The sequence below is a fragment of the Pseudomonas sp. GW821-FHT10C09 genome (assembly GCF_059415465.1).
In genome coordinates this window covers 52,182-72,425 of sequence record NZ_JBWKNG010000020.1, presented here as the reverse complement: position 1 = coordinate 72,425, position 20,244 = coordinate 52,182, and the positions used below count along the sequence as shown (strand labels likewise).

At 60.4% G+C, this 20,244-nt stretch carries 14 protein-coding genes; 7 read left to right on the top strand and 7 right to left on the bottom strand.

Translation table 11 applies throughout. From position 1 onward, the window contains the following. Nucleotides 1–3 precede the first annotated feature (3 nt). From AC07N8_RS21015 to AC07N8_RS20995, 5 genes are all read right to left on the bottom strand, one after another. Nucleotides 4–1,473, bottom strand: a complete 1,470-nt coding sequence (locus tag AC07N8_RS21015; protein ID WP_493145364.1) for an efflux transporter outer membrane subunit — start codon at nucleotides 1,471–1,473, stop codon at nucleotides 4–6. Further along, the gene (locus AC07N8_RS21010; RefSeq protein ID WP_493145362.1) at nucleotides 1,470–1,943 is read right to left on the bottom strand and encodes a MarR family winged helix-turn-helix transcriptional regulator; all 474 of its coding nucleotides are present in this window, start codon (nucleotides 1,941–1,943) and stop codon (nucleotides 1,470–1,472) included. The genes AC07N8_RS21015 and AC07N8_RS21010 overlap by 4 nt, the downstream gene beginning before the upstream one ends. 238 nt (nucleotides 1,944–2,181) lie before the next feature. Beyond that, the gene (locus tag AC07N8_RS21005; RefSeq protein WP_493145360.1) at nucleotides 2,182–5,850 is read right to left on the bottom strand and encodes a translocation/assembly module TamB domain-containing protein; all 3,669 of its coding nucleotides are present in this window, start codon (nucleotides 5,848–5,850) and stop codon (nucleotides 2,182–2,184) included. Next, nucleotides 5,847–7,574: an autotransporter assembly complex protein TamA gene (locus AC07N8_RS21000; RefSeq protein ID WP_493145358.1), complete on the bottom strand. Its 1,728-nt coding sequence runs from the start codon at nucleotides 7,572–7,574 to the stop codon at nucleotides 5,847–5,849. The genes AC07N8_RS21005 and AC07N8_RS21000 overlap by 4 nt, the downstream gene beginning before the upstream one ends. Nucleotides 7,575–7,640: 66 nt before the next feature. Further along, entirely contained in the window at nucleotides 7,641–8,291 is a 651-nt protein-coding gene (locus AC07N8_RS20995; RefSeq protein WP_010458800.1) for a GNAT family N-acetyltransferase, read from the bottom strand. Nucleotides 8,292–8,586: 295 nt separating this feature from the next. Here AC07N8_RS20995 and xthA point away from each other — a divergent pair, with 295 nt between their 5' ends. Further along, complete coding sequence (gene xthA / locus AC07N8_RS20990; RefSeq protein WP_493145355.1) at nucleotides 8,587–9,399, top strand: exodeoxyribonuclease III; 813 nt, start codon at nucleotides 8,587–8,589, stop codon at nucleotides 9,397–9,399. A gap of 142 nt (nucleotides 9,400–9,541) precedes the next feature. Beyond that, complete coding sequence (locus tag AC07N8_RS20985) at nucleotides 9,542–10,882, top strand: substrate-binding domain-containing protein (protein WP_493145353.1); 1,341 nt, start codon at nucleotides 9,542–9,544, stop codon at nucleotides 10,880–10,882. A 119-nt stretch (nucleotides 10,883–11,001) separates the two neighbouring features. On the opposite strand, the gene AC07N8_RS20980 is transcribed toward AC07N8_RS20985, so the two are convergent. Further along, nucleotides 11,002–12,231 (bottom strand): acyl-CoA dehydrogenase, encoded by a 1,230-nt coding sequence (locus AC07N8_RS20980; protein ID WP_123432547.1) that lies wholly within the window; start codon nucleotides 12,229–12,231, stop codon nucleotides 11,002–11,004. Nucleotides 12,232–12,384: 153 nt separating this feature from the next. Between AC07N8_RS20980 and AC07N8_RS20975 the strand changes: the two genes are divergently transcribed. From AC07N8_RS20975 to AC07N8_RS20965, 3 genes are all read left to right on the top strand, one after another. Continuing rightward, nucleotides 12,385–13,314: a LysR family transcriptional regulator gene (locus AC07N8_RS20975; protein WP_046032527.1), complete on the top strand. Its 930-nt coding sequence runs from the start codon at nucleotides 12,385–12,387 to the stop codon at nucleotides 13,312–13,314. 116 nt (nucleotides 13,315–13,430) lie between these two features. Further along, entirely contained in the window at nucleotides 13,431–13,832 is a 402-nt protein-coding gene (locus AC07N8_RS20970; protein WP_027925069.1) for a MerR family transcriptional regulator, read from the top strand. A gap of 59 nt (nucleotides 13,833–13,891) precedes the next feature. Further along, nucleotides 13,892–14,791 (top strand): hydroxymethylglutaryl-CoA lyase, encoded by a 900-nt coding sequence (locus tag AC07N8_RS20965; RefSeq protein WP_493145350.1) that lies wholly within the window; start codon nucleotides 13,892–13,894, stop codon nucleotides 14,789–14,791. Nucleotides 14,792–15,466: 675 nt separating this feature from the next. Here AC07N8_RS20965 and AC07N8_RS20960 read toward each other — a convergent pair. Then, nucleotides 15,467–17,164, bottom strand: a complete 1,698-nt coding sequence (locus tag AC07N8_RS20960; RefSeq protein ID WP_483842725.1) for an AMP-binding protein — start codon at nucleotides 17,162–17,164, stop codon at nucleotides 15,467–15,469. 292 nt (nucleotides 17,165–17,456) lie between these two features. Here AC07N8_RS20960 and AC07N8_RS20955 point away from each other — a divergent pair, with 292 nt between their 5' ends. Together AC07N8_RS20955 and AC07N8_RS20950 are read left to right on the top strand one after the other, a co-directional pair. Continuing rightward, the gene (locus tag AC07N8_RS20955) at nucleotides 17,457–18,620 is read left to right on the top strand and encodes an isovaleryl-CoA dehydrogenase (protein ID WP_046032531.1); all 1,164 of its coding nucleotides are present in this window, start codon (nucleotides 17,457–17,459) and stop codon (nucleotides 18,618–18,620) included. Between the two features lie 12 nt (nucleotides 18,621–18,632). Next, nucleotides 18,633–20,240: a carboxyl transferase domain-containing protein gene (locus tag AC07N8_RS20950; RefSeq protein WP_027925065.1), complete on the top strand. Its 1,608-nt coding sequence runs from the start codon at nucleotides 18,633–18,635 to the stop codon at nucleotides 20,238–20,240. The last annotated feature ends 4 nt before the right edge of the window (nucleotides 20,241–20,244 follow it).

Genomic DNA, 20,244 nt, shown 5'->3' with positions numbered 1-20,244 from the left:
GAATTAGTTGTGCTGCGTGGCTGGGAGGGCGTTGGCTGCGGTCAGGGTTTCGCCCTGAAAACCGCCGCCCAGCGCTTGCATCAATTGGATCGACAGGTCGATCTGCTCGGCATTCAGGTTGGCCAGCTGACGCTGGGCCTGGAGCAATTGCTGCTCGATGCTGAGCACGTCCAGGTAGTTGCCGATGCCGGAACCGTACCGCTGGACCACGGTGTTGTAGGAATCCTGGGCAATGTCGGTGGCATGCTGCTGCGCACCGATCTGCCGACCGATATCCCGCAGCTGATTAATGGTGTCGCTGACATCGCCGAGCGCTTTCACCAGGCTTTTGTTGTACTGCGCCACCGCGAGGTCGTAATCGGCGTCGCGCGAATCGAGGTCGGCGCGCAAGCGGCCACCGTCGAAAATCGGCACAGAAATGGTCGGGGCGATGTTGAAAAAACGGCTCGCCGAACCAAACATTGCATCCCCCAACAACGATTCGGCACCGGCCGCGGCGCTGAGGTTCAGGTTGGGATAGAACTGGGTTTTGCCGGCGGCGATGTTCTTGCTCGCGGCCTCGACCCGCCAGCGCGCGGCCACCAGGTCGGGACGACGACCGAGCAATTCGGCGGGCAGCACCGATGGCAAAGCCACAGCGCTGGCCTGAAGGATCTTCGGTCGGGCGATTTCGTTGCCGCGGTCCGGGCCTTTGCCGAGCAGCACCGCCAGGGCGATTTTTGCGCTGTTCAGGCGTTTCTCGGCGTCGATCAGGCTGGCTTCGGACGTGGCTTCCAGGCTTTGGGTCTGCTGGAACTGGTATTGGCTGTCGATGCCCGAGCTCAGGCGACGTTGGCCCAAGTCGAGCATTTGCCTGGTTCGTTTGAGGTCTTCATTGGCCAGGTCGTAGACGATGTGCGCCTGCCCCAAATCGCTGTAGGCGCGGGCGACGTCGGCGGACAGGGTCAACTGCGCGGCCTGTTGATCGACTTCGGCGGCGCGAGCCTGGCCCAACGCGGCTTCCCAGGCGTCACGCTGACCGCCCCACAGGTCGAAGTTGTAATTGAAGCTGGCGCCGATGTTGCGCACGGTGGCGTAAGTGCCGCCCTGCCCGGTCGGGTCCTGGTCGCGGGACAAACGCGAACGGCTGACACCGGCGCTGGCATCGAGGGTCGGCATGCGCGCGGCGTCGGCGGCGTAGGCAGCGGCACTGGCCTGATGCGCGCGGGCGTCGGCGATTTGCATGTCGGGGCTGTCGTGCAGGGCTTCGCGGATCAGACCGTCGAGCTGCGGGTCGCCGAGGCTTTTCCACCAGTCGTTTTTCGGCCAGGCCGCCGGCGACAGGGCTACGCCGCTGAGGGACTGACCGGCCTTGAGGGTTTTCGCATCGAGGCTTTTGCCTTCGGTGGTCAAGCCGCTGTAGCTGGCGCAACCGGCCAGGGTCATGGCGGCCAGGACCAGGCTCAGCCCGGTGCGCAGGGTTTTACTGTTCATTTGTCACCTACCCGCAGCAGGGTGATCGAATCACCGGCGGCTATCAGGATTTTCTTGAGGATGTGTTCCAGGGTTTTCAACTCATCGGGGCTGATGGCGCCGGCCAACTCGTTCATGGCGTCGGCGCCAATGTGCGGCAGACGGTCGGCGAGGCTCTGGCCTTCGGCGGTCAGCACCAGTTGAACCTGGCGGCGATCCGCCTCGGAGCGTTGACGGATGAGCAAACCTTTCTGTTCCAGACGATCGAGCATGCGGGTCATCGAGCCGCTGTCCAGCGACAGGTGACGGCACAATTCGGCCGGGGTATCGACGCCGTACTGGGCCACGATGATCATCACCTTGAACTGCGCGGCGGTGATGCCGTGGGGTTCCATGTGCGTGTCGATGATCCGGTCCTTGAGCAGCGCGGCACGCCCGAGCAGGAGGCCGAGGTGGCAGTTTTCGAAATCGTCCGGGGTGAAATGTTTCATTTGCTCACCTAATAACTGCCTAGGCAGTGAATGTATGACGAGATGTTACTGCCTAGGCAGCCAATGTCAACGCAATAGTTAGGTTGCTTGGTAATTAGTTGACCGATGGTGTCGGGTATTTGCGTCGGGCACACTGACGCCTTCGCGAGCAGGCTCGCTCCCACAGGTTCGGTGTGACACCTGTGGGAGCGAGCCTGCTCGCGAAGGGGGCGACTCGGTGTCGTGAAAGGAAACGGGTCTAGAAATCCCGCTTGTAGAAGATGTCCAGCGAACTCGCCACGCCGCTCGCCGCTTCGAGGTAGACCTTCTTGCTCAGCTTGTAGCGCAGGGCAATGGTGTTGGCCGGTTCAAACACGCCCACGCCATAACGCAAACTGAGTTTCTCGGAGATGTTGCCGCTGGCCACGACGGCGGTGGTGTTTCCGCTGCCCTGGGTGTCCAGTTGGAAATCCTGAATCCCCAAATTCTTCGCCAACCCGCCGGTCACCCCGGAACTGCCCATCAAGCCCAAACCAAGCGCTGCCTGGGCCAGCATGTTGTTGTCTTCGCCGTTGCTGCTCAGCGGACGCCCCAGCACCAGATAGGACAAGGCCTGTTCCTGGCTCATGGCCGGTTCGGAGAAGATCTGCGTGGTCGGCTGCTCGGCACTGCCGCTCAGGCGAATACCGGCGATCACGTCGTCAGTCTGGCGAATGGCCTCGACGTCCAGGTACGGCTGATCGAGCGGACCGGCAAACAACAAGCGCGCCCGGCGCACAGTCAGGCGCTGGCCGTAGGCGCGATAACGCCCGTCGTTGAGCCACAGCTCGCCGCGTGTGTCCAGGTTGTCGCCGATGTGCACATGCCCCTGCACATTCGCGGTCAGGCCAAACCCGGCAAAGCTCAGCTTGTCTTCGCCGACCACCACATCAATGTCCATTTTCATGGCCAACGGCGGTTTGCCTTCTTCGGTCTGCTGGCCGACGATCACCACGTCATCGGAGATCTTTACCGTGGAAGGTGGCAATTCGCGAATGGTGATCTCACCTCTGGGCACCTGCACTTTGCCGGCGATCGCCAACTCGTCGCCCTTCATCGAGATTTTCAGGTCCGGCGCGACTTCCAGCTTGGCGTACGGCTCGACGGTAACCGGTAACTGCGAGCCCTTGAGCGCCAGGTCCACCACCAGCGCCTGTCCCCAGGCGATGTTGCCGTTAAGGGTGCCCTGCCCGGTCTTGCCGCTTTTCCAGTCGCCATTCAATTGCACGGTTTCACCGGCAATCACCGCTCGCAGCTGCAAGGCTTGGAGTTCCATCGGCAGTTCAGCCCCGGAGACTTCGCCGTCGCTGAGCAGCAGGCTGCCGTTGACCTGCGGCGCCAACAGGCCACCGGAAATCGTGCCGCTGCCATTCAAGCGCCCGGTGAGCTTCTCGACCATCGGCACGAACGGCCGCGCCACCGACAGGTCCAGCCCGCTCAAACGGAATGAACCGGTGAGCGGTTTGTTTTTCGGCAACGGGTTGATTTGCGCCTGCACCATCAGTTCGCCGAGCTTGCCGCCGACGAAGTTGAGGTCGGTGTCGATGCGTTTCGGCGTGAGTTTGCTGGTGAGTTTCAGCGTCTGGTACGGGAAGTCCAGCCACTGGTCCTTCTCCTTCATGCGCAACGTGCCGCCGCTGGCATCGATGCTGATCTGTCCGTTCGGGCCGCTGGACGGCAGGTCCAGTTGCAGGTCGGCGTTGAGGCTGCCCTTCCAGGCGAAATCCTTCGGCAGCCACTGCGCCAGGCTTTCAATCGGGAATTGCTTGAGGTGGAAACGCAGCTTCGGCTCCGGCATTAAACGCTGGTCTTCACCGCACAGGCTGGCCGGGCCGGAATTCCAGCAATGGGCGCCAAGGTTGATTTTGCCGTCCGCCAGCCGCTCCAGTTTCGCCGGACCTTGCAGCCTCCAGCCCTGCCCACCGGTCTGGATATCGCCGCTGGCCAGGCGACCGCGCCAGTTGCCTTTGTCCAGCGCACCGTCGAGACCGAGCGCCAGTTTCAGCTGCGGGCCTTGCAGGTCGAGGCTGAGTTTCTGGTTTTTGATGTCGCCCTGGCCGCTGGCGGTCAGCGTGCCCAGTGAGGTGTCACCGGCCTGGATGCCGCTGCCCTTGAGGTCGATTTTCGCCCGTTGCGCGCTGTCGAGCGTCGCGTCGAGGTTGAGGCTTTGCAGGCGATTGTCGTCGAACGCCAGTTGCGTGCCTTGCAGCCCGAGCTTGCCTTGCGGCGCCTTGAGCGTGCCGGCGACATCGATGCGGCCGTTCAGTTGCCCGCGCAGTTGCGGCCAGAGCTGGGCCAGACGCGGCATCTTGATGTCGATCTGACCGGCAAGTTTCTGTTGCAGGCTGCCCTTGCCATTGATGCTGTTGTCGCCGAGGCGGATTTGCAGCGCGTTGAGGTTCCATTGCTCGCCGCCGCCATCTGCCTTGGCCTGGATCACGGCGGGTTGCCCGCGCAGTTTGCCTTTCAGGTCGAGGTCGGCAGTGAGGCTGAGTTTTTCATTCTTCATCTCGCCTTTGCTGCGCAATGGTCCGGCCAGCATGCCCGGCAATTCAGCCACCCAGTACGCCGGGTTGATCGCTGACAGGTCGAGCGCGGTGTCCCACGCGATGCCCTCGGCGAATTGCAGGTTAAGGTGCCCTTCGGCCTTGCCCTGCCCGGCCTGTAGCTGGATTTGTTGCAGGTAGATTTTCGTCAGATCACCGCTGAACGGACTGTTCAGGGTGAAAGCGCCGGCCGGGCCATCCGCCGCTGCCTGGAAGCTGCCGAGGTATTTGCCATCGGTGTAGGAGATGTCACCGTTGAAGCTGCGCAACGCCACTTCCGGCTCGTCGATCAGCGGATAGAGGCGGTGCCACGGGAAGTCCAGCCAGGCGATTTTCGCGTCGGCGCTCAGGCCTTTGCTCCAATCGAGGGTGCCGCTGAGCTTGAGGCTTTGCTTGTCGTTGGCGGTGAGGTCGAGGGCGGCGATCTGCGCGCCCTTGGCGTCGACCTTGCCTTGCAGCAGCAACGCAACCGGGCCTTGTTCGGCGGGCAGCGTGGCGTGGCCGAACAATTGGTAACCGTTTTTCAGGTCGCCGTCGCCGGTGAGTTCCAGTTGATTGAGTTGCAGGGTGTCTGGCAGGTCGGCGGCGGGTTTGAAGCCGTCGGCGGTGATGCGTACCTTGGCCGGCAGGTTGTCCGCCAGTGGTTGCAGCTCGCCGGTCAATTTCCCGTTCAGGTAACCGCTGCTGTCGGCTTTCAGGTTCAGGGTTTTCAGCAGGTCGCCGTCAACCTTCAGCGCCAGTGTCCAGGGCGCGGGGGTTTGCAGGGTCAGTTGACCTTCAACCTTGAGCGGCCAGTTACCGGTGGGTTGCAGCAGGCCGGAGAGGTTCAGGCTCAGGTCATCGCGTTGCAACTTCACCGAGTCGATCTGCAACCCTTGCACGGTCCAGTGCGCCGCCAGTTGCAGGCCTTTGAGCTGCTCGCTGCCGTTGAACAGCAGGCTGCCGATCTGCACATCACCCAGCTCGATGGCCAAGGGTAACTTCAGATCCGGAAGGCTGATCGGCCCACTGCTTGCTTCTTCGGCACCGGGTGGAAATTGCAGGCTGACTTGATCGGCCTTCACCTGCTCAAGGCACAACGCCATGCGGGTCAGGCACAGCGGCGACCAGGCGAAAATCACCTTGCTCAGCTCAACGCGGCTGGTGTCTTGCTGCCACAGCACATGATCGGCGCTCCACTGCCCGCCCAAACGCCCCTGGAAATTCTCGACGGTCAAACCCGGCACGAAGCCCAACGCCCAGCGACTGCCCGTGGCCGTGCCCAGCACCGAGACGATGCTCAGGACCGCCAGCATCAGCAGCGCCAGAATCGCCAGCAGCGTTATTTTCAAACCACGATTCACAGCTCAGGCCCCATGGAAAAGTGCAGCCGAATGCCGCCGTCATCGTCCAGCGCGTGGGCCAGGTCGAGGCGGATCGGCCCCACCGGTGAGACCCAACGCACGCCGATGCCGACACCGGTCTTGAGGTTCGGCAGTTCGAGTGTATTAAAAGAGTTGCCCTGGTCGACGAAGGTCGCGACCCGCCACTTCTCGGCGATGGAATATTGGTATTCGGCGCTGGCCGCGACCATGTAGCGGCCGCCGATGCGGTCGCCCTCGGAGTTCTCCGGGGACAGGCTTTGATAGTCGTAACCGCGCACGCTCTGATCGCCACCGGCGAAAAACCGCAGCGACGGCGGGACGGAACTGAAGCCGTTGGTGGCGCTGCCGCCCACCTGCACCCGGCCGAGAAAGCGATGTTTGTCGAAGACCGTGGTCAAGCCTTTCACCAATGCGGTGCCGTATAGCAAATTGCTGTCTGAACCGAGGCCTTCTTTTGCCACTTTGGACTCGAATTGCAGGCGATAGCCGTTGTGCGGGTCGATGCGGTTGTCGCTTTTCAGGTAGGAATAGCTGACGCCGGGCATCAGCAATGTACTCAAACCCGAGTCGTCACCCAGGGAGTAATCCTCGCGCTGCCATTTCAACGACACCACGCGCTGCCAGCCACTGGGCAATTTGCTGTGCCATTCCGGGCCGATGGTCAGCAGCTTGCTGTGGGTGTCGGTGCCGGCAATGTCTTCGTTCTGGTAACCACCGGCAAAGCGCAGTTTGTCGGTCAGCGGCGGGTCCAGCGGGATGTCGTAGAACAGCCCGACGTTTTGCCGCGGCGCCGACAACTCGGCTTCCCAGCCATAACTGTGCCCCTGCGGATTGACCCAGTGTCGGGTCCAGTTGGCCTTGACCCGGGGACCGACGTCCGTGGAATACCCCAGGCCCAGGCCCATGGTTCGCGGCTTGCGCGTTTCGAGTTTAACGTCCACCGGGATCACGTCGTTCTTGGACGCCGTCGGTGCCGCATCGACGCGTACGCCTTCGAAATAACCACTCGATTGCAGCGCCTGGTTGAGTTCGGCAATGAGTTCGGAGTCGTAAGGGGCGCCTTCCTTGAACGGCACCATGCGTTGCAGCAGGTCTTCGTCGAACGGTGTGTCGCCTTCGAAACTGACTTTGCCCAGGGCATAGCGCGGGCCGCTGTCGTAGATCAGTTCGATATCAGCCACGCCGGCACGCGGGTCCACCGATAATTTCTGACTGGTGAAGTGACCACTGAAAAAACCGAAGCGCGAGGCCTGATTCTGGATCAGGCGCTTGGCGTCTTCGTAATGACCATGATTGAGCACCGCGCCGGTTTTCAGCGACGCGCCTTGGGGCACACGAAAAGATTTGAGGGAAGCCGCCGGGCCGTCGACGCGAATCATGACATTGCGCAGGTGTACGGGCTCGCCGGGGTCGATATTGACCACCAGGCGCGGCGTCTTGCCACCCTTCACATCGCTGTCGATCTGCGGCTGGTAATAACCCAAGGCCTGGGCGGCCTTGCGCGCTTGTTCCTCGGCGCCACGACTGAAGCGCAACAACGCTTCTTCGTCACGATCGCCGAGGTTGCCGATATAGCCCTCTATATTGGCTTTCAGTTCATCGTTGGACGGTTTTATCCGCACATCCAATTCACTTTGCGCCAGCGCCGCGCAGCTGGTGATCAGCATCAACGCGCCACTGGTAATTCGTCCTGGAAATTTCATAGGCGCGGATGCTATCACGAGCTTGGGAGCGTGATAGAGCCTCGCTTGGCGTTAAAGTTCTACGGATTATGCCGTTGCGGTTTGCAGCACCTGCGGATTGGCGTGAAAAAACACGTGTTCGCGAATCGGTCCTACGGCAACCTCGCCGATTTCCTCATAACCTTGACGCTTATAGAACTCCAGATAGCGAGGATTCCCCGTGTCGAGGATCACGCCCTGGGAGGTTTCATCGACTGCGCACCAGTTATGCACCGCTTGCAGCAGTTGTTCGCCGAAGTGTTTGCCCTGGAACTGCGGGTGAATCCCCAACAGCGGCAGCACATGAACCGAATCACTCGGCACGCAGGCCGCGACGGCGGCGTGGTAATCGAGGTAGCGACGGGTGCAGCGAAAACCGGCGCTGAGCACCATGCGCAAACGCCAGGCCCAACTTTCAGTGATACCCAGGCGTCGTTGCGGCGGCGCAATCAGTGCGATGCCGATCAACCGGTCGTTGACCAGCAGGCCGATGGCTGGCAAATCCTGAAGGAAATGCTGTTTGACCAATTCACGCACAGTGGCCCGCACACGATGTTCATAACCGGGACGTTCGGCCTCGAACAGGTAACCGAAGGTCGGTTCGTGCCGGTAGGCGTGGTACAGCAGGGAGCGCGCTTCATGGGCATAGCCGCTGTCGAGCATGTGAATGTCGGCGATTGCGGTCGAGGTTTCAGGCATAACGGTTGATCTCCCCGGTACAGCTCAAATGGCTGTGCTCTTCTTGGTACGAGCCTATCGGTGCTGACACAGTTCCCTACTGATCGATATCAGTATTGGCGCGATCACCAGCAGGCTCCCACAAAGGTATAGACCAGACTGGCACTGGAGGAGTGAGCTTGCTCCGGGCGGCGTTCCGACGATGAGGCCCGCATTGGCGATGAAAGACCTACCGCCGGACACGAATCCCCTCACCCCACACTGGCCCGATTCCTACATGTCAGCTAGCATCGCCCTTTTGCCAGGACTGCCGACCATGAAGATCGTCTCCTTCAACATCAACGGGCTGCGCGCTCGCCCGCATCAGCTGGCGGCGCTGATCGAAAAACACCAGCCAGACGTCATCGGCCTCCAGGAAACCAAGGTTCACGACGACCAGTTCCCGCTGGCTGAGGTTCAGGCGCTGGGCTATCACGTTTATTTTCATGGGCAGAAAGGCCATTACGGCGTCGCCCTGCTCTCGCGCAAAGAACCACTGGCCCTGCACAAAGGCTTCGCCACCGATGAAGAAGACGCTCAGCGCCGCTTCATCTGGGGCACGTTCGCCGACGCCAATGGCGTGCCGGTGACGATCATGAACGGCTATTTCCCACAGGGCGAAAGCCGCGACCACCCGACCAAGTTCCCGGCCAAGCAACGTTTCTACAGCGACCTGCAGCAACTGCTGGAAAGCCAGTTCAGCAACGATCAGCCGGTGGTCGTCATGGGTGACGTGAATATTTCCCCGGAAGACTGCGACATCGGCATCGGGCCGGACAACATGAAACGCTGGCTGAAAACCGGCAAGTGCAGCTTCCTGCCGGAAGAACGCGAGTGGATGGCCCGCCTGAAAAACTGGGGCCTGGTGGACAGTTTCCGTCACCTGAACCCGGACGTGACCGACCGTTTCAGCTGGTTCGACTACCGTAGCCGCGGCTTTGAAGACGAACCCAAGCGCGGGCTGCGCATCGACGTGATCATGGCGTCTCATGGCTTGTTGCCACGAGTCAAGGATGCGGGCGTGGATTACGACCTGCGTGGAATGGAAAAACCCTCCGATCATGCGCCGATCTGGCTTGAATTGAGCTGATTTCCAAAACTAAACACAATTCCCCTGTAGGAGTGAGCCCCCTCGCCACGGCTCGCTCCCACAGTTATAAACAACTGTCATCTTTCGGAAATCTTACTGACTTATTCTCCCCGCACTTTCTTTGGTTTTTTAAGGTGCGGGCATGACGCTGCGCGTTTTGTTTCTATGGATGCTGTGCGCCGGCCTGCCCTTGACGGCAGCGGCCGCTGATTTACCGACACCCGCCAATGGCCCGGTGCTGCGCATTCAGGGCTCCAACACCATCGGTGCGGCATTGGGCCCGGCGTTGGTCGAAGGGCTGTTGCGCGAACAGGGCCTGCTCAAGGTTCACAGCGAAGCACCGGACACCGCGAACGAATTGCGCATCGTCGGCGAAACGCCACAGGGCCGTCGCGTCGTGGTGGAAGTGGCGGCGCATGGTTCCAGCACCGGTTTCACCGCGCTGAAAAATGCCACGGCCGACCTCGCCGCCTCCTCGCGTCCGATCAAGGACAGCGAAGTGGTGGACCTCGAACCCTTGGGCGACTTCAAAAGCCCCGACGCCGAACAAGTCATCGCCATCGATGGCCTCGCCATCATCCTTCACCCGCAGAACCCACTGAACCAGCTCAACACCGAACAACTGGCGCGAATTTTCAGTGGCGAAGCCAGAACCTGGGAAGAACTCGGCGGCAACGGTGGCGCGATTCATTTATATGCGCGGGATGACCAGTCGGGCACTTACGACACGTTCAAGGAATTAGTCCTCAGCCGTCGTGGGAAAACCCTGAACAGCGCCGCGAAACGCTTCGAATCCAGCGAACAATTGTCCGATGCCGTCAGCCTCGACCCGCAAGGTATCGGTTTCATCGGCCTGCCCTACGTGCGCCAGGCCAAAGCCGTGGCAATCGTCGATGGCCAATCCCAGGCGATGCTGCCGCTGAACAGCCTGATCGCCACGGAAGATTATCCGTTGTCGCGCCGACTGTTTTTCTACCTGCCGCCGCATGGGAAAAATCCTTGGGCCGAGGCCTTGGCGGTGTTCGCGCAAAGCAGCAAAGGCCAGGCGATTGTCGCGGCCAACGGTTTTATCGCCCAGACGGTCCAGGCCATCACGGTCATACCGAATGCGTTGATGCCCGAGGGCTATCAGGCACTCAGTCGTCATGCGCAGCGGCTGTCGGTGAATTTCCGTTTTGAAGAAGGCAGCGCGACGCTCGACAACAAGGCGCAGCAGGACCTGACGCGGGTGCTCGACTATATAAAGCAGCATGGCAAAACCAATCGTGACGTCACGCTGGTCGGGTTTGGCGATGCCAAGAGCGACCCGGCCCGCGCCGATCTGCTGTCGAAGCTGAGGGCGATGGCGGTGCGGCGGGAACTGGTGAAAAGCGGCGTGGTGTTTCGCGAGATTCGTGGCTTTGGCGCGGAAATGCCGGTAGCGGCGAACAGTGCGGATGAGGGGCGGATCAAGAATCGGCGGGTTGAGGTTTGGGTGTATTGAGTCAAATGTCGATGCGGTGGATCGGCTGACGCTATCGCGAGCAAGCTCGGCTCCCACAGGGATCACGCTGTACCTGTAGGACCCGGGCTTGGCCGCGATGAACGATAACGCGGTCTGACTTACTGCCCGCTACGCATCATCTCTTTCGGCACATACTTGCCGATCTCGAATTTGCCGATCGCTGCGCGGTGCACCTCGTCCGGGCCGTCGGCCAGGCGCAGGGTGCGCTGCATGGCATACATGTAGGCCAGCGGGAAATCGTTGGAAACCCCTGCCCCACCGTGGATCTGGATCGCCCGGTCGATAACGCGCAGAGCCACGTTCGGCGCGACTACCTTGATCTGCGCGATTTCGCTCTTCGCCACTTTGTTGCCCACGGTGTCCATCATGTACGCCGCTTTCAACGTCAGCAGGCGGGCCATGTCGATTTCCATCCGCGAGTCGGCGATCTTGTCGATGTTGCCGCCCAGACGTGCCAACGGCTTGCCGAACGCGGTACGGCTGACCGAACGTTTGCACATCAATTCCAGCGCCCGCTCCGCCATGCCGATCGAACGCATGCAGTGGTGAATCCGGCCTGGGCCAAGACGACCCTGAGCGATTTCGAAGCCGCGTCCTTCGCCCAGCAGGACGTTTTCGTACGGCACGCGGACGTTTTCGAACAGCACTTCGGCGTGGCCGTGCGGCGCGTCGTCATAACCGAACACCGGCAACGGACGCACGATCTTCACGCCCGGGGTATCCACCGGCACCAGAATCATCGAGTGCTGGGCGTGGCGCGGCGCATCCGGGTCGCTCAGGCCCATGAAAATCAGAATCTTGCAGCGTGGATCGCAGGCGCCTGAGGTCCACCATTTTTTGCCGTTGATGACCCATTGATCGCCATCACGCACGGCCCGTGCGGCCATGTTGGTGGCGTCCGAAGAGGCTACGTCCGGCTCGGTCATGGCGAATGCCGAGCGGATCTCGCCGCGCAACAGCGGTTCGAGCCAGCGTTGTTTCTGTTCTTCGTTGGCGTAGCGCACCAGCACTTCCATGTTGCCGGTATCTGGCGCGGAGCAGTTGAACGGCTCCGGGCCCAGCAGCGAGCGGCCCATGATTTCGGCCAGCGGCGCGTATTCGAGGTTGGTCAGGCCGGCGCCGAGTTCAGACTCAGGCAGAAACAAATTCCACAGGCCTTCGGCCTTGGCCTTGAGTTTGAGTTCTTCCATGATCGCGGTCGGCTGCCAGCGATCGCCTTCGGCAACCTGGCGCTCGAACACCGCTTCGGCGGGATAAACGTAAGTGTCCATGAACGCAGTCACGCGCTCACGCAGTTCCTGGACCTTGGGCGAATAAGCGAAATCCATGAGCATTTACCTTCTTGGGCAGAGGTTGTTTTTGGTCATGTATCGATGCTAGAACAGCGCTGATAATTTACCTAGCCTATTCTCGGCGTGTATTAACATTCATCACCGATATATGATCGGGTGATTGAGAACCAACAATAAGAGTGCAGCGCAATGAATCTGAGCAAGGTCGACCTCAACCTTTTCATCGTCTTCGACGCGATCTACACCGAAGCCAACCTGACCCGTGCCGGGCAGATTGTCGGCATTACCCAGCCAGCGGTCTCGAACGCTCTGGCTCGCCTGCGCGAGACGTTCAACGATCCGTTGTTTGTGCGCACCGCCCAAGGCATGGTGCCGACGCCCATGGCCCAGAACATCATCGGACCGGTGCGTAACGCCCTCTCCCTGCTGCGGGTGTCAGTGCAGGAAAGCCGCATTTTCAACCCGCTGCAAGCGGTCAAAACCTACCGCATCAGCATGACTGACCTCACCGAAGCCGTGATCCTGCCGCCGCTGTTCCAGCGCCTGCGACGCCTCGCGCCGACGGTGATCATCGAAAGTTTCCTGTCCAAACGCCGCGAAACCACCAAGGAACTGGCGGCTGGCCGTCTCGATTTCGCCGTGGATGCGCCGCTCAATACCGATCCGCAGGTGCGCCACGTCAAGTTGATGGAAGACCGTTACGTGTGTGCCATGCGCAAGGGCCATCCGCTGGCGGGCAAAGAGAAATTTACCCTCGATGATTACCTGTCGCTGACCCATATCCATATTTCCAGCCGCCGCAGCGGTCTGGGCCATGTCGACCTGGCACTGGGGAAAATGGGTATTCAGCGCAAGATCGCCCTGCGTTCCCAGCATTACCTGATGGCCTCGCAAGTGCTGCAGCAGACCGACATGGTCATGACCGTGCCGGAGCGCTTTGCCCGTCGCAATGATTTGCACGCCTTCAGCCTGCCGGTCAACGACGTGCCGCCGGTGGAAACTCACCTTTACTGGCACGAAAGCACCGACCAGGACCCGGCGAACCGCTGGATGCGCGAGCAGATGATCGAGTTGTGCCAGCAGGTGACTGCGCATGAGAAGAAGCTTGAAAAGGTGTAGGACTTGATACCGAGGTGCTCGCGAAGGGGCCAGTAACGACACAGAAGACCCCAGCCCCTTGACGTAAACGTCAACCTGCCATTAGCTTAGCGCCATGACCTTTTTCGAGCGCTTCCATGAGCAGCCAGACCTATAGCATTTCCGATCTCGCCCGCGAGCTCGACATCACGACGCGGGCCATCCGCTTTTATGAAGAGCAAGGCCTGCTCAGCCCCGAGCGTCGCGGCCAGGAACGTATCTACTCGCCCCGCGACAAAGTCAGCCTGAAGCTGATCCTTCGCGGCAAGCGCATCGGCTTTTCCCTGGCCGAGTGCCGCGAGCTGATCGAGCTGTATGACCCCACCGGCGGCAATCAAAAACAACTGCAAACCATGTTGAGCAAGATCGCCGAGCGTCGCGAACAGCTGGAACAGCAGATGCTCGACATCGAGCAGATGAAGCTTGAACTGGATACCGCGCAGGAACGCTGCACTCAGGCGCTGGAACAGACAATCCAGAACCAGAAGGTCATTCAATAGGGCAACACACTCCTACAGGGTTTTTTGAACATTCAGACAATCAGCACAGGTCGATTCCCATGTCTCTACCCACCCACGTACGCATGGTCGAAGTCGGCCCCCGCGACGGTCTGCAAAACGAAGCCCAGCCGATCAGCGTTGCCGACAAGGTTCAACTGGTCGACGCCCTGACCGCCGCCGGCCTCGGCTATATAGAAGTCGGCAGTTTCGTCTCGCCCAAGTGGGTGCCGCAAATGGCCGGTTCCGCTGAGGTCTTCGCGCAAATCCAGCGCAAACCCGGCGTGACCTATGGCGCACTCGCCCCCAACCTGCGAGGGTTTGAAGATGCGATGGCCGCCGGAGTCAAGGAAGTCGCGGTGTTTGCCGCCGCGTCTGAAGCCTTTTCCCAACGCAACATCAATTGCTCGATCAGCGAAAGCCTGGAGCGTTTCGTGCCGATCATGGACGCCGCCAAACAACACGGCGTGAGCGTTCGCGGTTATGTGTCCTGTGTGCTGGGTTGCCCTTACGAAGGTAACGTCGCCCCCGAGCAAGTCGCCCGGGTGGCGCGCGAGCTCTATGCCATGGGCTGTTACGAAGTGTCGCTGGGCGACACGATCGGCACCGGCACCGCTGGCGCCACGCGCAAGATGTTCGAGGTGGTCGCGGCCGACGTGCCCCGTGAAAAACTCGCCGGACACTTCCACGACACCTACGGCCAGGCCATGGCCAACATCTACGCCAGCCTGCTGGAAGGGATCTCGGTGTTCGACAGCTCCATCGCCGGCCTCGGCGGCTGCCCGTACGCCAAGGGCGCCAGCGGTAACGTTGCCACTGAAGACGTGGTTTACCTGCTCAATGGCTTGGGCATCGAGACCGGTATCGACCTGGATGCATTGATCCTCGCCGGCCAACAGATTTGCACGGTGCTGGGGCGTCCAACCGGTTCGCGCGTGGCCAAGGCTCGCAGCGCACAGTGAGTGTGTCGGGGTGTTACCGCACGGTCGCCAAGGTGGGCGCGAGCGAGTAACACGGAAACAGATTCCAGGGTTTTCCCTGATGCGAAAAACCCTACAAAATCACAAAGCATTGATTTTAAAGGATTTTTAAAAGTTGGCACGGCTTCTGCTATCTCTACTGCATAACAAGAACAAAAAAAGCAGCAAGCCCTAATAAAAATAAGACGTAACGACTCTGACATAACAAAAACAACACGGCAGAGACGCAGCTAACAGATTTTTTTGGAGAGGATGTGCTTTTCAGGGTGCTTTTCGGAGTCACCCGCAACCGGGCAGAGAACAATAAAACTACCTTCAGGTAGCTCCCGAACTGGTTGGATCGCTCAGCGAAAAAGTAGATCAGCGCTCAAAAAAATACGTTTGCTCTTGATCCCGGATGGGGATCGACAAAAACAGCGGTAAAGGGTCACGGTCACCAAAAACAAAAACAGACCGCCCCTCAATAATAAAAAAGAGCACGCGCAACGACAAAATTAAAGGGGAGCTTCGGCTCCCCTTTGTGCTGTCTGGCATTCAGGTTTTCCTCGATTAGAAATGTGGGAGCGAGCCTGCTCGCGAAGGCGGCGTGTCAGTCAACGCATGTATTGACTGAACTACCGCTTTCGCGAGCAGGCTCGCTCCCACAGTGGTTTGTGGTCAGTCTTGGTTACCGCGCAGTTCTTCGATACTGATCTCGCGCATCCGGAATTTCTGGATCTTGCCGGTCACGGTCATCGGAAATTCCTCCACAAACTTGAAGTAACGCGGCGTCTTGAAGTGCGCAATGCGCTCTTTGCACCAGGCTTGCAGTTCTTGCTCGGTGGCGCTGTGGCCCGGGTGGAACTTGATCCAGGCAACAATCTCTTCGCCATAGCGCGAGCACGGAATGCCGATCACCTGCACGTCCGCCACCGCCGGGTGGGTAAAGAAAAACTCTTCCAGCTCCCGTGGGTAAACGTTCTCGCCGCCACGGATGATCATGTCCTTGTTGCGTCCGGCAATGCACACGTAGCCTTCGTCGTTCATGCTCGCCAGGTCGCCGGTGTGCATCCAGCCGGCCTGATCGATGGCTTCTGCGGTGCCTTGCGGGTTGTTCCAGTAGCCGAGCATCACGCTGTAGCCACGGGTACACAGTTCGCCAATGGTGCCGCGCGGCACGAGATTACCGGCCTCGTCGATGATTTTGCTTTCCAGCTGCGGCTGGGTGCGGCCGACGGTGGTCACGCGTAATTCCAATTCGTCTGACGGTCCGGTCTGCAAAGACACGGGGCTGGTTTCCGTCATGCCATAGGCAATCTGCACTTCGTTCATGTGCATTTCATTGATGACCCGGCGCATCACTTCGATCGGGCATGTGGCACCGGCCATGATCCCGGTACGCAGGCTCGACAGATCAAATTCGGCACGTTTGGGTTGATCGAGCATGGCGATGAACATCGTTGGTACGCCATACAGCGCCGTGGCTTTTTCTTCAGCGACAGTGGTCAGGGTCAGCAAGGGATCGAAGGCATCGTTCGGGTAAATCATGGTGCTGCCGTGGGTGATGCAGCCCAGGTTACCCATGACCATGCCGAAGCAGTGATACAGCGGCACCGGAATCACCAGGCGATCGTTAGCAGTCAAGCCAAGGCTTTCGCCGACCATGTAACCGTTATTGAGAATGTTGTAGTGACTGAGGGTCGCGCCTTTCGGGAACCCGGTGGTGCCGGAGGTGTACTGGATGTTCACCGGCTGATCGAAATGCAGGCTGTCTTGGCGTTCGCGCAGCTGTTCAATCGAAACGCTGGCGGCCAGATCAGCCAATTGCGACCACGGCAGAAAACCTGACGGTGGCTGCGCATCCAGGCTGATGACGCCGCGCAGATCAGGCAGGCGTTCACTGTGTAACTGTCCGATGGATTGCTCGGCCAGCTCGGGAACCAGGCCTTGCAGCATCGCGTGATAGTTGGAAGTTTTGAAGGCGCCGGCGCAGACCAGCCATTGGCAACCGGATTGCTTCAACACGTATTCGAGTTCGGAACTGCGGTACGCCGGGTTGATGTTGACCAGAATTACGCCGATTTTCGCGCTGGCAAACTGGCTGATGCACCACTGCGCGCAGTTCGGCGCCCAGATGCCGAGACGATCACCGGCCTGCAAGCCCAGCGCGAGCAACGCTCTGGCATGCAGGTCAACGACCTCGGCCAGTTGCTGCCAGGTGTAGCGCAGCTGTTGATGGCGCACGACCAGCGCCTCCCCGGTCGCATGCTGCGCGACGGTGTGATCGAACGCCTGGCCGATGGTCATCGCCAGCAAGGCTTTGTCCTGGGAACCACGGGTATAGCTGCGCTGCGGGCTTGCACTGGGTTGATCCATGACGACCCCTATTGTCTTTATTTAGTGGGTTGGCGACGGTCACCTGTGGGAGCGAGCCTGCTCGCGAAGAGTTCGGCACATTCAACAATGATGTCGACTGATCCGACGCTTTCGCGAGCAGGCTCGTTCCCACAGGGTGTCCGCGTTCTATCTTGAACTGGCTCTACTCTCGCTCAAGTTGACGTTAACGTAAAGGGTGATTGACAGCCATTCGTCACAGGCTTACGTTAACGTAAAGGTGAGAGCCGAATCACTGCCCTCCCCACCCTACAAAAAAGCCAAAAGGTGCCCCATGAGCTACCCATCCCTGAATTTTGCCCTCGGTGAAACCATCGACATGCTGCGCGATCAGGTTCAGTCCTTCGTCGCCAAAGAGATCGCCCCGCGCGCCGCTCAGATCGACATCGACAACCTGTTCCCCGCTGACCTGTGGCGCAAATTCGGCGACATGGGCCTGCTCGGCGTGACCGTTCCGGAAGAGTACGGCGGCGCTGGCCTGGGTTACCTGGCCCACGTGGTGATCATGGAAGAAATCAGCCGCGGCTCGGCGTCGGTTGCCCTGTCCTACGGCGCCCACTCCAACCTCTGCGTCAACCAGATCAACCGCAACGGCAACCACGAGCAAAAATCCAAGTACCTGCCGAAGCTGATCAGCGGCGAACACATCGGCGCCCTGGCCATGAGCGAACCGAATGCCGGTTCCGACGTGGTCTCGATGAAACTGCGCGCCGACAAACGCGGCGACAAGTACGTGCTCAACGGCAGCAAGACCTGGATCACCAACGGGCCTGATGCCAACACCTACGTGATCTACGCCAAGACCGACCTGGAAAAAGGTCCGCACGGCATCACTGCGTTCATCGTCGAACGCGACTGGAAAGGTTTCAGCCGCAGCAACAAGTTCGACAAGCTCGGCATGCGCGGCTCCAACACCTGCGAGCTGTTCTTCGATGACGTTGAAGTGCCGGAAGAAAACATCCTCGGCGTGCTCAATGGCGGCGTGAAAGTGCTGATGAGCGGCCTCGACTACGAGCGCGTCGTCCTTTCGGGTGGCCCGACCGGGATCATGCAGGCGTGCATGGACCTGATTGTTCCGTACATCCACGACCGCAAGCAGTTCGGCCAAAGCATCGGCGAATTCCAGCTGATCCAGGGCAAAGTCGCCGACATGTACACCCAGCTCAACGCCAGCCGCGCTTACCTCTACGCGGTGGCCCAGGCCTGCGAACGTGGCGAAACCACGCGCAAGGACGCTGCCGGCGTGATCCTCTACAGCGCCGAACGCGCCACGCAAATGGCCCTCGACGCGATCCAGATTCTCGGTGGCAACGGCTACATCAACGAATTCCCGGCCGGTCGTCTGCTGCGTGACGCCAAGCTGTACGAAATCGGCGCCGGCACCAGTGAGATCCGTCGCATGCTGATCGGTCGCGAACTGTTCAACGAAACCCGCTAAACGGAGTTGTCCATGGCTATCCTGCATACCCAGCTCAACCCCCGTTCGGCGGAGTTCGCCGCCAACAGCGCGGCGATGCTCAAACAGGTCGACGCCCTGCACACCCTGCTCGCCCAAGTGCAGCTCGGTGGTGGCCCGAAGGCCCAAGAACGCCACACCTCGCGGGGCAAATTGCTGCCCCGCGAGCGCATCAATCGCTTGCTCGATCCGGGCTCGCCGTTCCTTGAGATCAGCCAACTGGCGGCCTACGAGGTGTACGGTGAAGACGTTCCAGCCGCGGGCGTGATTGCCGGGATCGGCCGCGTGGAAGGCGTCGAGTGCATGATCGTCGCCAACGATGCCACGGTGAAAGGCGGTTCGTACTACCCGCTGACCGTGAAAAAACACCTGCGCGCCCAGACCATCGCCCAGCAGAATCGCCTGCCGTGCATCTATCTGGTGGACTCCGGCGGCGCCAACCTGCCGCGTCAGGATGAAGTGTTCCCGGACCGCGAGCACTTCGGGCGGATCTTCTTCAACCAGGCCAACATGAGCGCCATGGGCATTCCGCAGATTGCCGTGGTGATGGGCTCGTGCACCGCCGGCGGTGCTTATGTACCCGCGATGGCGGACGAAGCGATCATGGTGCGCCAGCAAGCGACGATTTTCCTCGCCGGCCCGCCGCTGGTGAAAGCGGCGACCGGTGAAGTGGTCAGCGCCGAAGACCTCGGCGGGGCCGATGTGCACTGCAAGATTTCCGGAGTCGCCGACCATTACGCCGAAAGCGATGAACACGCCTTGGCCATTGCCCGACGCAGCGTTGCCAACCTCAACTGGCGCAAGCTCGGTGAGCTGCAACAACGCGCCCCGATTGCCCCGCTCTACGCCAGCGACGAGCTATATGGCGTAGTCTCGGCGGACGCCAAGCAGCCGTTCGATGTGCGCGAAGTGATCGCGCGTCTGGTCGACGGTTCGGTGTTCGATGAATTCAAGGCACTGTTCGGGACCACACTGGTGTGCGGTTTTGCCCACCTGCACGGTTACCCGATCGCGATCCTCGCCAACAACGGCATCCTGTTCGCCGAAGCCGCGCAGAAAGGCGCGCACTTTATCGAACTGGCCTGTCAGCGCGGCATCCCGTTGCTGTTCCTGCAAAACATCACCGGCTTCATGGTCGGCCAGAAGTACGAGGCCGGCGGCATCGCCAAGCATGGCGCGAAACTGGTGACCGCCGTGGCGTGCGCCAAGGTGCCGAAATTCACCGTGATCATCGGCGGCAGCTTTGGTGCAGGTAACTACGGCATGTGCGGTCGGGCCTATGACCCGCGCTTCCTGTGGATGTGGCCGAACGCACGCATCGGCGTGATGGGCGCCGAGCAAGCCGCGGGCGTGTTGGTGCAGGTCAAACGCGAGCAGGCCGAGCGCAGTGGCCAAGGCTTCAGCGCCGAGCAGGAAGCCGAGATCAAGCAACCGATCCTCGATCAATACGAAGAACAGGGTCACCCCTACTACTCCAGCGCACGGCTGTGGGACGACGGCGTCATCGACCCCGCTCAGACCCGTGATGTGCTGGCCCTGGCCTTGTCCGCGTCGTTGAACGCGCCTATCGAACCGAGCCGCTTCGGCGTGTTCCGGATGTGATCGG

What these genes read in the sequence shown, in the direction of transcription:
- AC07N8_RS21000 (WP_493145358.1), bottom strand. Translation starts at nt 7,574, where the DNA reads ATGAAATTTCCAGGACGAATTACCAGTGGCGCGTTGATGCTGATCACC.
- AC07N8_RS20970 (WP_027925069.1), top strand. Translation starts at nt 13,431, where the DNA reads ATGAGCAGCCAGACCTATAGCATTTCCGATCTCGCCCGCGAGCTCGAC.
- AC07N8_RS20975 (WP_046032527.1), top strand. Translation starts at nt 12,385, where the DNA reads ATGAATCTGAGCAAGGTCGACCTCAACCTTTTCATCGTCTTCGACGCG.
- xthA (WP_493145355.1), top strand. Translation starts at nt 8,587, where the DNA reads ATGAAGATCGTCTCCTTCAACATCAACGGGCTGCGCGCTCGCCCGCAT.
- AC07N8_RS20995 (WP_010458800.1), bottom strand. Translation starts at nt 8,291, where the DNA reads ATGCCTGAAACCTCGACCGCAATCGCCGACATTCACATGCTCGACAGC.
- AC07N8_RS21015 (WP_493145364.1), bottom strand. Translation starts at nt 1,473, where the DNA reads ATGAACAGTAAAACCCTGCGCACCGGGCTGAGCCTGGTCCTGGCCGCC.
- AC07N8_RS20950 (WP_027925065.1), top strand. Translation starts at nt 18,633, where the DNA reads ATGGCTATCCTGCATACCCAGCTCAACCCCCGTTCGGCGGAGTTCGCC.
- AC07N8_RS21010 (WP_493145362.1), bottom strand. Translation starts at nt 1,943, where the DNA reads ATGAAACATTTCACCCCGGACGATTTCGAAAACTGCCACCTCGGCCTC.
- AC07N8_RS20980 (WP_123432547.1), bottom strand. Translation starts at nt 12,231, where the DNA reads ATGGATTTCGCTTATTCGCCCAAGGTCCAGGAACTGCGTGAGCGCGTG.
- AC07N8_RS20955 (WP_046032531.1), top strand. Translation starts at nt 17,457, where the DNA reads ATGAGCTACCCATCCCTGAATTTTGCCCTCGGTGAAACCATCGACATG.
- AC07N8_RS20965 (WP_493145350.1), top strand. Translation starts at nt 13,892, where the DNA reads ATGTCTCTACCCACCCACGTACGCATGGTCGAAGTCGGCCCCCGCGAC.
- AC07N8_RS20960 (WP_483842725.1), bottom strand. Translation starts at nt 17,164, where the DNA reads ATGGATCAACCCAGTGCAAGCCCGCAGCGCAGCTATACCCGTGGTTCC.
- AC07N8_RS20985 (WP_493145353.1), top strand. Translation starts at nt 9,542, where the DNA reads ATGACGCTGCGCGTTTTGTTTCTATGGATGCTGTGCGCCGGCCTGCCC.